Genomic DNA, 13,921 nt, shown 5'->3' with positions numbered 1-13,921 from the left:
TCTAAAAGGCTGGTAAAAGCTAGCTGCAAAGCGGTTTTTATTCCTATTTTGCGGAGCTGTGCGAAACGTATGAATAATTTTTTTCTTGTTGTGCAGTAATCGGTATGTTACAATGTTCAGCCATTTCGGGGAAATAGCTGTTTTTTCGTGATTTAGAGCGGAAAATCAGCGATAACCTCATACATCGGCGAAGCGTTCATATGGGTTCGCATTAGCACAAAACGGTCTGCTTCCCATTCAAAAGAAGGTATGGAGGATAGAGTCTCATTGGATAGAAGCAAACCTCCCGCAAATCCTTTGGCAAGCGTTAGATGAGGCCGAAAGGTACGTTCCTCCGGTTCGAAGTTAGCGGTACGGGTAGCCTTGACCACCTCCGCTTGAAGTGCGGTTAACGGCTCCACGTCTCCGCCAACTGCTGCCCAAAGCACGCGCGGTGATTCCGGTTTGCCGAAGGTGCCTGCTCCGTTCAAAGCTAGCGTAAGCGGATTTCCCTTTACTTCGCGAAGGGAAGAGAGCAGCATTTCATGCTGGGCAGCCGTCGTATCGCCAAGAAATTGAAGCGTAATATGATAATCGCGCGGATGGGTCCATTTTCGAAAAGGAAGCTTCTCTTTATGGACAAGCGTCCAGTCAGCGAGCAATTTAGCGATTGGCTCCGGCACCGGTATGGCAATAAATAAGCGCTGCGTTTGGCCGTTCACGTTCCCTTGTCTCATTTTGAAAACTCCTTCATGTTTGTTTTTATGTAAACCATATATCCCGGAACCGCACCCAACCCAGCGATTCGAGTGAAATGCCGCGAACGGACGGGTGGAACGCGGTTTTTAAATGCTTGCAGTAAAGAAACAGCAGGCTGTGCCTCTCTTTAAGCTGGGCTTCGATGTTTAAAAAAATCGCCTCCCGCCGCGTCCGGTCTTGCTCGCTCAGCAGCAAGCGGATGCTGCGCTCCAGCATATCGTGAATCTCCGGCAGCGCATGCTGCTGCATGCTTTTGTACAAATCAATAAGCCTGAGCTCGCGGTGCTCGTCCAGCATGATGGCGAAGAGCAGCAGATCCGCGGACATACGCGCCGTACCTTTAAATTGTTCCGCAGGAATGAGATTTATATGAAGGGGAATGCCTGACTTCGCACATACCTGCCGAATGATTTCCGCATCTGCCGCATATTGCGGAATGGTCGCCAGCTCAAGCGTTTCTCCGTTATAGCCTGAGCGTGCAAGCTCCTGCATAATCATATCCCAGTCACAGTCGGCATCTTCCGGCAAATGTTTTGTTTTATCGGGCCAAAAGCTGTTAACGCCTTCTATAACATCTCCCGAAAGCAGCTTCAATAGCTCGGTACGCTGGGTAGCGAGGTCAATTGCCGCACGAATGGCAGGGCTAGCCAATAAGCCGTCCTTCTGTTCATTTACGGTAATGAACTTGCAAGTCATCCCGGATTGCCTGACCTGCTGCCACCGTTCGGCTGCATGGCCGGATAGTCTCGCATTGTGCATCACCTGGAATGATTGCAGCTCGGCATGTTTCTCGCGTGCTTCCTCCTCGGCAATGGTCCACACCTCAACCCGATCAAGAAATGCCCTTCCTTGAAAATAAGGGGCAAAAGCCTCCAAAATCCAAACGCCCTGCTCATTGCCAACAAATCTAAAGGGACCGGTACCGATTGGTTTCTCGCCGAATTGCTCACCTGCGGCTATACAAGCGTCCTGAGGGACGATCGATGCGCGATTGGTCGTGAGAAAAGCAAGAAAAGCTTCGTTGCGCTCGGATAATTGAATGCGAATCGTAGTGTCATCCGGCGTGTCCATCGAGACGATGCCGGAGTAGACCCAGCTGTAGAGCCCGAGCGGGGCAAGCCGTTTGAGCCGCTCCAGCGAATACTTGACATCGGAGGAATCCAGCTCGCGACCATGGTGGAACAGAACCCCTTTGCGCAAATAAAACGTCCACCTTGTACGTGTATCATCCACATCCCAAGCATGCGCAAGCTGCGGCAAAATATGCTCGCCCTTAGGATCGATGCGAACGAGGCCGTCGAAAATTTGGTTGACGAGATGGGACTCGCCCGTATAATGGATGGCCGCCGGATCGAGCGAATAGATCGTTTGCGGCAGAGGAAAGCGCAATATATCGGTACGCCGCTTGCCTTGTACCTCGGAATGAAAGCCGAATTGCCCGGACAGCCACTCTTGGAATTGATCGCGCAGCGCAGGTGACTCCTCGACTTGCTGCAGAAGCTGAAGCGCTGCATGCAGGTCTTGCTTTTGCATCATTTCCTGCGCTTCCTGCAGGGCGACTTGTTCCTTGCTTACAAGGAAGGAAAGCGCCGAACGGTTGCCGCGCCCTCGCTTAGGCTCCCAAGTGAGCCATTCCTCCTGCTGCATTCGCTTCAATAAAAGAACCATATTTCGATGTGTGCAATCCAGCAAATTTGCAAGCTCCTGTGTAGTCACTTCAAAGGAGACATTCTCTTGAATACTAGGATATGAGCGCCTTAGCGCTAAGTAATGCCGACGTATTTTCATGCAAAATACTCCTTGTTTAAAATATGAAATTTTCCAGTTATAACTTACACTTTTTGTTCTTGTTTTCTAGGTTACAATAAAAGGAGGAAATTAACAAATGGAGTATGGAGATGGAGTGAGTGACATGAGAGATCCGGCACCATGGCAAAAAAGGTATGAAAGAATGTTTGTTCTTTCCCTTTTGTTTGGTCTCGGCAGTCAATATTTGTTCGTAGGAGCGCCTGCCGGCCTATCAGCCGTAGTGTTCGTTATTGGATTCTATGGGCTGTTCTTCTATTCCATTAAGGGAAGAATGGGCGGATTCGAGAAATGGCAGGGGCAGGCCAGATCAGGCTGGCTGCTGTTCATTCCGATTTTTTTGCTTACGATAACCTATGCCCTTTATGCCAATCATTTATTTCGGCAGCTGAATCTGTTTGCGTTATTTGCGCTAATCGTGTCACAGACCGTGCTCATGACGAGCAGCAGCACGAAACCTTGGTATCGAGGAATCTTTTATACGGAACTTTTGTTTTTGGCGCTTGTGAAGCCATTTGCATTCATCGGCGTACCGTTCAGCTTGATCAACGAGCGCTTAAGAGGGAAAGAGAGCATATCGTTTACGAAGAGCAAGTTCGGCAAAATATCGTTTGGCCTGCTCCTCGCTGCACCAATTCTTATCGTGGTTGTCTCTTTGCTGGCATCGGCTGATGAAATATTTTTGTCGTGGCTGATTGAAATTCCAGACGTATTCGGCCGCTTCTCTATAGGAGACGGCATTTGGCGGATCATTGTTGCCGCATTTTTTGCTTTTTATGTTTTTTGTTACTTGTGGGGTTTGCTATTCAATAAATTAAAGGATACAACGAGCGGAATGGCTGCAGATCCGCAGGCAGCTGCCCTTAAGCAGAACGGGCGGATTGAGTTTGATCCGATTACGGCAGGCACGCTTCTTATCAGCATCAACATCGTTTATGTGCTGTTTGTCGTCATTCAGTTTTCTTATTTATTCGGTGCTGCGAACGGTTTGCTGCCCGAGGGCTCGGCTTATGCCGAGTATGCGCGCAGAGGCTTCACGGAATTAATTATGGTCGCGTTGATCAACGTATTGCTGCTCATGTGCGGGCTTCATTTGATTCGGCGGACGAGTGCGGCGGCGGAGTGGATTCGCAAGCTGGCGCTTACGGTGCTAATCGGCTGTACGATCGTCATGCTTGTATCTGCTTATAGCCGCTTGTCGTTATATGAGGAAGCATACGGCTTCACGCAAACGAGATTGCTGGTGCATGGCTTTATGCTGTATTTGGGGGTGCTGCTTGTGATAGCCTTGCTTCGCATTTGGGGGGAGCGTTTCTCGATGGGCAAAGCTTATATTTGCGTATCGATCATCGCTTTTGTCGTTATGAACTATGCCAATTTGGATGCGCGTATCGCTTCAAATAATATTGATCGCTTCGAGCGTACCGGAAATATCGATGTCGCTTATCTAGGTACGTTATCAACGGATGCCGCGCCAGAGCTGCGAAAGCTGCAAAAGACACATCCAACGCTGATTGGGATCAATGAAGTCGTTGATAGGCTGGAGCTTCAGGCCCATCACCGCAGCAAATGGCAGTCCTGGAACTTATCGCAGCAGAGGGCGAAGGAATAAGAGCAGGGAGAGGATAGCCTTATGCCGCAAATATCACGATTGGAGCGCAGCATTCGTTTGATTCTTTCGCTAATCGGCTTCCCGCTTTCGCTTGTCCATTGTCTGGTTGCTGCGTATCAGATGAAGAAGCATAGTCCGGCAGGCTGGCTGGCTGACATCGGCACGCGGAAGCTGCACGTAACCGTTGAGGGACATGGTTCTCCAACGATTATTTTGGAAGCGGGAATGGGCGGGTGCTCATTGGACTGGGCGCTTGTTATGCCTGAGCTTGCCAAAAGATCGAGCGTCATCGCATACGACCGGGCAGGCTTTGGCTGGAGCATGGGTCGGGTGGATGCTCCAACCTGCAACGCTTATGTCGATGATCTGAGATCCTTGCTTAGGACGCTTGGCGCCGCGCCGCCGTATTTGCTTATTGGCCATTCCTATGGAGGCATGATCATGAGGCTGTTTGCCTCACGTTTTCCGGATGAGGTATGCGGACTCGTGCTGGTTGATGCCACTCATGAGAGCAGGTTCGTGCCTAATCAGACATCAGTTCAGCGGCAAAAAGAGCTGCAAAGCAGCCGCAAACGGTATAAGTTAGGTTATCTGCTTGCCCCGCTTGGCATTCCAAGGCTAATGAAGCAGCATATCGGGAGCAAAAGGCTGCCGGAGCAGTGGCTGGCGCCGGTTCGTGCATTAGGCTATCGGGCAGGCGCCTATAGGGCGGCGTATGCCGAGCTGCTCAGCACGGCGGAAAGCAGCCTTGAGTTAAAGGCTGCCAAGCCGCTGCGGCAGGACTTGCCGGTTATCGTATTAAGCGCGGGCAAACAGAATGAGGAATGGCTGCGGGATCAGGGAAAGCTTGTTCATTTGACCCGATATACGAAGCAGGTTATAGTCGAGGATAGCTGGCATTCCATTCCAATCCATAAGCCGGAGGCAGTCATTAACGCCGCTATTCGTTTATTGGAAGAATTAGAAAAGCCTTATTATCTTAATGAAGGGTAAGGAGATTTGCTGTTATGCGAATGACGAAAAAACGGTTGTTCACGATCATTCCTTTGGCCATTATAGCTATCATCGTATTTCTTTACTTTGAGAACAATGCCATCGGTATCACGAAGTACCAGCTCAGCTCGGCTAAGCTGCCTGAAGGCTTTGAGTCCTATCGCATCGTCCACCTGACGGATCTGCATAGCAAATCGTTTGGCAAGGATCAGAGCACGATTACCCGCAAGGTAAAAAAGCTTAAGCCCGATCTTATTGTAATGACAGGCGACCTAGTTGACAGCAGACGGTACAATGAGGCAATCAGCCTGATGCTGATGCGCAAAATGACCGAGATTGCTCCCGTCTATTACGTAACGGGCAATCATGAATGGGGATCGAGATTTCCTTCCTTAGCGAAGGGGCTTAGGGAGCTGGGCGTTCATGTCATGCGCAATGAAAGCGAGCTCGTTAAGCTCGGCGAAGGCGAGATTCGGATTGCCGGCGTAGATGATCCGACCTTTAATCACGAGGCGGATGGCGACGTCGACAAGATGAACGCGCATCTTGGCGCCGCCTTTAAAGGCGGCGACCGATCAAAGGACGTTTATACGATTCTACTTTCGCATCGGCCGGAGCTGTTCTCTGTCTATGCGCAAAACCAAATCGATGTAACGTTCTCCGGCCATGCGCATGGCGGACAGGTTCGGCTGCCATTCCTCGGAGGGCTGGTTGCTCCAGGGCAAGGCTTCTTGCCAAAATACGACGGAGGCAAATATACGGAGGGCGGCTCCACGATGATCGTTAGCCGCGGGCTGGGCAACAGCATTATTCCGCAGCGGCTGTTTAATCGGCCGGAGGTTGTGTTGGTTGAATTGAAGAGAGCAAATGAATAGAACAGTTGAATATACGCTTGTGTCAAAACCCAGACCGAAGGAGGTCTGGGTTTTTTTGGCATAGAGACGGATCATACACGAAGCCTATGAATCCTCCGCTATGACTCTCCTAGTTATTAGGAGAATCATGGTGGAAGTATTTTTCCAGCGTAGAAAAGAGCGCTTACATCGTAGTTTAGTAGCGTTTCGAAACGCTTTCAAAGCAAGTATGATTTTTATAGAGATACGTCTGTACTCTGAAAAAAACAAAAGGAGGGTTCAATTTGTCAAGATCGAGAAAAAGGATTGTAAGTATGGGTTTGTTGTTTTTCATGTTGACGACAACGCTTTTTCCAGCAGCCGTTTGGCCAGCAGCAACCGTTCATGCCCAATCTGACGAGCCAGGTTCTGAAACCGTTACCACTTCCGTTTATGAGTCCGTTTATGATGGGCTAGTCACATTGGAATCATCTAATACGCTGTTAGAGGATAACTTTAAATGGGCAACCGGCCAGGCGCTTGAGTTTGTCCAGACGGGCAAGTCAGGACCGGTTAACGTAAGCAAGCCTGGAGAAACAGGCCCATTTGTTTCATATATCCCATCTTATTGGGCGGGATATAAGCATCGTACTGCTTTTTACAGTAGAGACTTTGTCCATCAAGCGCCAGGGGCGAGCATACTTGGGCTTCACAATGAGAACTTCAGTATGTTTCAAACCTTTGCCAAAGGAATGACGGAGGCTAGAAAATGGTACACCCTCTGGGCGTATAACTTTGACGCTTCAAATTACACGATCGACTGGAGGAGCGACACCAACTTTGTCCGTGAGGTGCCGGCACAGTTTGAACTAGTCGAGAAGGCGTATAAGCAATACCTTTGGACAGGAAACGAAGACTATATCAATGATCCGTACTTATGGGAATTCTACACAAAAAGCGTAACTGATTTCATAACGCTGCATGATACGAACGGCAATGGTGTAGCAGAGGGAACGGGCGGCGGCATTTACTCAGGCGCAGTAAGCTACAATGAAAGAAGCGACGAGAAGATCATTGAAGCCGGCGATGCGATTGGATCGCAGTATCAAGCATTTCTTGCGTATGCCAATATGCTGGAGGCGAAAGGCAACAGCGCTGAAGCAGCAAATTACTTTGCCAAAGCACAGCAGTTGAAAGATTATTTCAACAACGAGTGGAGCATCAAGGACGACGACAAAGCAGGCATTTATGCCAGAGCGCTCGGAATTGACGGTCATACGAAATATTCCGGCTTCGGCAAAGAGAACAGCTGGTTTATGCCAATGAAGCTCATCACCGAGCCAGGTCAAAGAAACAGCAACTACCTGGATTACATTTCGGGCCAAATTGGCAATGGCTTGCTCTATGACAGCCCAACCGCGAAAGCGAGGTTAGACAGACCGAATTCTCCTTCGAACATCGAGGCGTATTCATACTTACCAGATACATTCTATCCGTATAACCGTGTGGATGAAGGCTGGAAATGGCTTAAATTCCTCATGGAAACAAGACCAAACAAACATGAGCAATTTAACGCCGGTACACTGACGAACGGTGAATATCCGGAAATTTCATATACCATCATCAGCAACATCATTGAAGGGCTTATGGGCATTGAGCCTAACGCGCCTAAGCATGCAGTTGTAACTGCGCCAAGGCTTGCAAGCGAGGTTCCCGATGTAAAGGTTGATTTCCTGAAAATCGGAGCGAATGAACTCAGCGTTGCTCATACGGGCAACACCAAAACAGAGCTTGCAAACAAAAAAGGCACGGAGCCGCTTACGTGGGAAGCACGTTTTTACGGTAATTACCCAACGATTACCCTTAACGGAACCGACATACCCGCTCTTCATAAAACCGTTAATGGCGTGAAAGTAAGCTACATTACAACTTCAGTTGACGCAGGCGCTACTGTACAAGCAGAAGCAAGCACAGCAGGAACAGCAGAAAAGGCAGAAGTCCCTTCCAGCGATCGAGCATCAGGCACCTATGCTACAACAATTGCTACAACATTAGCGGCGCCGACTGCCAATGCAAAAATCTATTACACATTGGACGGAACAACGCCAACAAGAGAATCAAACCTTTATACAGGCCCATTCATCATTCAAAAAACGGCTAAGTTAAAGCTGTTTACTGCAAGTGAAACATTTTTGGATAGCGATGTTGTTTCTTATGATTATACGATTACCGCTTCGGCTGTGGAGAAACCAGTATCGTCGAAAGAGGCAGCAACGTACAGCGCGCCTTTTTCGGTTACGCTAAGCACCGCTACGGCAGGTGCAGATATTTATTACACCACTGACGGCAAAATGCCAACAAAAAGCAGCACGAAATATGTCAATCCAATCGCAATTGAGAAAACAACGACAGTAAAAGCAATTGCCTATAAAAATGATTGGGCAGACAGTGACTTGGTTGTCTTAGACTATGCAATAGTCTTGCCCGTTGCCAGCACGCCGACAGCGAGCAAAGCGATGGGGCGCTACGATAAGGCGTTCCAAGTAACGCTTGCAACAGAAACCGTAGGCGCTTCCGTCTACTATACAACAAACGGAGACACGCCAACGATTAACAGTACCCTTTATACAGGCGACCCGATTAATATTACTCAATCGACTACGATAAAGGCTATTGCGATGAAAGACTGGCACACGAACAGCGGTGTGGCATCCTATTCCTACAGGATCGTCAACGGTCCGCTTGCTGATCCGGCAAGCGCAACGGTTTACGTATCCGATTTGGACTGGATTAGCGCAACTACTGGTTGGTCGGGGCATCCGCCGCTAAAGGATCGTGCCATTAGAGATGCGAATACGCCGATTATGATTAACGGCAAGACTTATGCGAAAGGGATCGGAGCTAACGCTACTTCTATTATTAAATATAATATTGGGGGGGGATACGGTACATTTAAAGCTGTAATCGGCATAGACGACGTCCAGAACAAGAAGGGCACGGCTACTACCCTTTGGTTTGAAGTGTTGGGGGACGGCTTCACGATTTATAAGAGCCCGTTATTCAACACGGTGAACGGACCAGCAGCAGGCATTCCAATCGAAGTGGATATCGTAGGCGTAAATGAACTTACACTTGTTCTGAATGATGCAGGAACGCCAACAAGAAATCCTGCGAACAGCGATCACGGTGATTGGGCTGACGCCAAAATTGTACCGAGGGGTGCCGTTGCAGGCGTTGCCCTTAACAAATCGACAGTGGCATTGTCTGTCTACGGTACAGAGCAGCTTACATCAACCGTATCTCCTTCAGATGCGGTTAATCAGAAGGTAACATGGAATTCAAGCGATCCATTAATTGCGACAGTAGATGGAACAGGAAAAGTTACCGCTGTATCGCCGGGCACGGCGACGATAACGGTGACTTCAGTAGATGGCGGTGTTACGGCATCTTCGACCGTTACGGTTCTGCAAGCGGTAACGGGAGTGACATTAAGCGAGTCGTCATTAAGCCTGGTCAATGGAGAGAAAGCAACGCTTACAGCTACAGTTGCACCGGCGGATGCGACAAATAAGTCCGTAGAGTGGAGTACGAGCAATTCGGCCATTGCGACAGTAAGCAGCACAGGCGAGGTAACTGCAGTAGCGCTTGGCACAGCGACGATTACGGCGACAACGAAGGATGGCGGATTTAAAGCGGCGACGACTGTTACGGTTACGGGACCGCAAGTAAGGCTTAAATCCTCAAACGCCTTGCTGCAAGAAAATTTCCAATGGGCAATCGGCCAGGCGCTTTCTTTTGTCCAAACGGGCAAATCTGGACCGGTTAACGTAAGCAAACCTGGACAAACAGGTCCATTTGTCAACTATATCCCATCCTATTGGGCGGGATATAAGCATCGTACTGCGTTTTATAGCAGAGACTTCGTCCATCAGGCGCCAGGGGCAAGCATACTCAGACTTCACGATGAAAACTTCAGCATGTTCCAAACCTTCGCCAAAGGGATGACGGAAGCTAGAAAGTGGTACACCCTGTGGGCTTATAACTTTGACGCTTCCAACTATACAATCGATTGGAAGAATGACACCAACTTTGTCCGCGAGGTGCCGGCACAGTTTGAACTAGTCGAGAAGGCGTATAAGCAGTATCTTTGGTCAGGAGATGAAGCTTATATCAATGATCCGGATATGTGGAATTTCTACACCAAAGTCGTAACTGATTTCATCACCCTGCATGATACGAATGGCAATGGTGTCGCAGAGGGCACGGGCAGCGGTATTTTCTCAGGCGCAGTAAGCTACAATGAAAGAAGCGGCGAGACCATTATCGAGGCTGGCGACGCGATCGGCTCGCAGTATCAAGCATTCCTTGCTTATGCCAATATGCTCGAGGCGAAAGGCCAGAGCGTTGAAGCTGAGCAGTACTTTGAGAAAGCAAAGCAGCTAAAAGCATATTTCAACAACGAGTGGAGCGTTTACGAGGGCGACACAGAGGGCAATTATGCCAGAGCTTTGAATATTAACGGAGTTACGAAATATACCAATTTCGGCAAAGAGAACAGCTGGTTCATGCCAATGAAGCTCATCACCGAGCCAGGCCAAAGAAACAGCAACTATCTGGACTATATTTCGGGCCAAATCGGCAATGGTTTGCTCTATGACAGCCCGACGACGAAAGCGAGACTAGACAAACCTAACTCTCCATCGAACATCGAGGCATATTCTTACTTGCCTGATACGTTCTATCCGTATAACCGTGTGAACGAAGGCTGGAAATGGCTTAAATTCCTCATGGAAACAAGACCGAACAAACATGAGCAGTTTAATGCCGGTACGTTGACAAACGGCGAATATCCGGAAATTTCGTACACCATTATCGGCAATGTGGTTGAAGGACTGATGGGCATCGAGCCTAACGCGCCTAAGCATAAGATTATTACGGCGCCAAGGCTTTCAAGCGAAGTGCCTGATGTGAAGGTTGATTATTTGAGCCTCGGCGATAATGAAACAAGCGTTGCCCATACCGGCAATACCAAGACCGTATTCGAAAATAAAACCGGCACACAGCCGATTACGTGGGAAGCGCGTTTTTACGGAAATTTCCCAACGATCAAGCTTAACGGAACAGATAAGCCGGCACTTTATAAAACCGTAAATGGCGTGAAAGTAAGCTACATTACGACATCGGTTGCGGTAGGCTCCAGCGCTGAGGCAGAGGCAGTCGCAACGGGGACAGCGGATAAAGCAGCAGTCCCATCCAGCGACAAGGCTTCCGGCACATTTGCTACAACGATTTCTGTCGCATTAACGTCGCCAACGGCCAATACGAAAGTATACTATACGTTGGATGGCACGACGCCGACAAGAGACTCCAAGCTTTACACGGGTCCATTCATCATTCAAAAATCGGCTACGTTAAAAGCATTTGCAGCCAGCGAGACGTCCTTGGACAGCGATATCGCTTCTTACGACTACACGATTAACGCACCGATTGTAGCGATACCGACTGCGAATGTAGAGGCGGGACTGCATGATAAGTTTTTATCCATTGCGTTAAGCACGGCTTCGGCAGGTGCAGACATTTATTACACGATTGACGGCAAAACCCCAACAAAGAACAGCACAAAGTACGTCAATCCGATCAAAATTACGAAAACAACGACAGTAAAAGCCATTGCGTTTAAGGAGCAATGGACGGATAGCGACCTCGCGACCTATGCTTATGAGATCGTGTTGCCTAAGACCATTAATCCAGCACCGAGCAAGCCGGCAGGGCAGTATGATGAGCCGCTGCAGGTTACACTTGAAACCGGTACGGCAGGAGCATCCATCTACTATACAACAAACGGCGATAAGCCAACGAAGGAAAGCACGCTTTATACAGGCGCAATCCACATGACCAGATCGACATGGCTACAAGCGATTGCTATAAAGGATGAACATTACGATAGCGATCTTACATCGTTTGTTTATCAAATCAAAGGCACGCTTCCTGTACCAGCAAGCAAAGCAGCCTATCTATCCGACTTGGATTGGGTAAGCGCAACTAGCGGTTGGGCAGGGCATCCGCCGCTGAAGGATCATGCTATCAGCAACGCTGCCACACCTATTAAAATCAATGGGAAGGTTTACGCTAAAGGTATCGGTACGCATGCAACTTCAACGATTATCTATAACATTGGCGGTGGATACAGTAAATTTAAAGCAATCGTCGGTATAGACGACGGGAAAAACAATCCGGGCTCGCTCAGCAGCGTATGGTTTGAGGTGCTAGGGGATGGCAAATCCCTTTATAAGAGCCCGACGTTGGAAATCGTAAATGGAGTACCGGCACAAGGGATTCCGATTGAAGTGGATGTAACGGGAGTATATGAGCTTACGCTCTATGTAAACGATGCAGGCGCGCCTTTGCCTAATACCACGAACAGCGATCATGCTAACTGGGCGGACACGCTGCTCATCCCGCGTGTTGATGCTGTAAGTGTAACTGGCGTGACCGTAAACAAAGCATCACTTGATTTAACGACTGGAGAGAAGTCAACGCTGGCGGCAACGATCATGCCTGTGAATGCAACGAATCCGGAAGTAGAGTGGAGCACGAGCAACGCGGCTGTTGCAACTGTAAGCAGCACAGGCGAGGTTACTGCAGTAGTACCGGGTACGGCGACGATTACCGTGACTACGAAGGATGGCGAATTTACAGCTACAACAAAAGTAACGGTAAGCCCATCAAGTACATCGGGGCCAGGTCCAAGTGGACCGAGTGAACCTTCGAAGCCTGTAGAACCATCTGTTGCTGACCCGAAAGGCAGCATTAAGCTGGAGCCTAAGACAGATGCAAATGGCAAAGCGAATGTCGTGCTGAATGAAAAAGATATTTTAGCCGCAGGAAACCATTCCGTAAACCGAACAATTAGTATTGAGGTTAAAACGGAAGCGGGCACCAAGGATATCGCGATCTCTGTTCCGGTTGCGAAGCTTCAGTCGGGAACGACTTTATCGATCGATACGGGCTTTGCGAGTGTCTCCATTGCGCCTGAATTGCTGGTGCATGAAGATGGAAAGGCGGCAGCGGCACTAGAGCTTTCCGTGTCGCTGGTTGACAAAGCAACGCTTCCAGCTTCTGTGCAAAGCATTATTGGAAATAATGAAGTATTTGATTTCAATCTGACTATCGATGGCAAGAAACAAAGTCATTTTGGAACCCATCGCATTGATGTTGCCATGCCGTACAAACTAAAAGACGGAGAAAATGCCAATCAAATTGTCGTTTACTACATTAATGACAATGGCGAGCTTGAAATCGTTAAAAACGGCAGATTTAATCCGGCAACGGGCAATGTTGAGTTTACTGCCAAGCACTTTAGCAAATATGCAATTGCCACGGTCAAATTAGCATTCACTGATATCGGCAGCGTCGCTTGGGCAAAAGATGCGATCGAAGCGCTTGCTGCAAGACAAGCGATTAACGGTATTGGCGAAGGCAAGTTTAATCCGAATGGTCAAGTGACTCGTGCAGAATTTATCGCTATGCTGATTCGGACATTCGATCTGCAGTCTGACAATCCGACCACCAGCCTGAAGGATGTTGTTGCAGGAGCTTGGTATTATGACGCAGTAGCTTCCGCACAGATGCTTGGCATCGTGAAGGGCAAAGCGGATGGAAGCTTCGGTATTAACGACCGAATCACCCGCCAGGAAATGGCAGTCATGGTGTATAGAGCAGCCAGCCTTATAGGCAAGCCGTTAACATCCGATCCGGCATCGGGAGGCTTCAGCGACCGGAAAGAAATCGCTGCGTATGCTTTGGATGCGGTATCCGCCATGCAGCACGAGGGCTTGATTAAAGGAATGGACGACAACAAATACGCTCCATTGTCTAATTCTACCCGTGCGCAAGCAGCAACTATTATTCACCGGTTGTATTTGCTGGTGAACTAACG

At 48.8% G+C, this 13,921-nt stretch carries 6 protein-coding genes; 4 read left to right on the top strand and 2 right to left on the bottom strand.

The genetic code is table 11. The annotated features are described in order from the left end of the window. Positions 1–152: 152 nt before the first annotated feature. Together thpR and A7975_RS31945 are read right to left on the bottom strand one after the other, a co-directional pair. Entirely contained in the window at positions 153–716 is a 564-nt protein-coding gene (gene thpR, locus A7975_RS31950; protein WP_065387835.1) for an RNA 2',3'-cyclic phosphodiesterase, read from the bottom strand. Positions 717–741: 25 nt separating this feature from the next. After that, complete coding sequence (locus tag A7975_RS31945) at positions 742–2,526, bottom strand: ABC transporter substrate-binding protein (protein ID WP_065387834.1); 1,785 nt, start codon at positions 2,524–2,526, stop codon at positions 742–744. Between the two features lie 97 nt (positions 2,527–2,623). Between A7975_RS31945 and A7975_RS31940 the strand changes: the two genes are divergently transcribed. From A7975_RS31940 to A7975_RS31925, 4 genes are all read left to right on the top strand, one after another. Continuing rightward, positions 2,624–4,156: a DUF4153 domain-containing protein gene (locus A7975_RS31940; protein WP_065387833.1), complete on the top strand. Its 1,533-nt coding sequence runs from the start codon at positions 2,624–2,626 to the stop codon at positions 4,154–4,156. Positions 4,157–4,177: 21 nt separating this feature from the next. Beyond that, the gene (locus A7975_RS31935; RefSeq protein ID WP_065387832.1) at positions 4,178–5,149 is read left to right on the top strand and encodes an alpha/beta hydrolase; all 972 of its coding nucleotides are present in this window, start codon (positions 4,178–4,180) and stop codon (positions 5,147–5,149) included. Positions 5,150–5,163: 14 nt separating this feature from the next. Further along, the gene (locus A7975_RS31930) at positions 5,164–6,024 is read left to right on the top strand and encodes a metallophosphoesterase (RefSeq protein ID WP_065387831.1); all 861 of its coding nucleotides are present in this window, start codon (positions 5,164–5,166) and stop codon (positions 6,022–6,024) included. 263 nt (positions 6,025–6,287) lie between these two features. Beyond that, the gene (locus A7975_RS31925) at positions 6,288–13,919 is read left to right on the top strand and encodes a chitobiase/beta-hexosaminidase C-terminal domain-containing protein (protein ID WP_141680474.1); all 7,632 of its coding nucleotides are present in this window, start codon (positions 6,288–6,290) and stop codon (positions 13,917–13,919) included. Positions 13,920–13,921: the final 2 nt, after the last annotated feature.

Source organism: Bacillus sp. FJAT-26390, from assembly GCF_001682865.1.
In the GTDB taxonomy this organism is placed as follows: Bacteria; Bacillota; Bacilli; order Paenibacillales; family Paenibacillaceae; genus Pristimantibacillus.
This window is presented reverse-complemented; position numbering and strand designations above follow the sequence as displayed.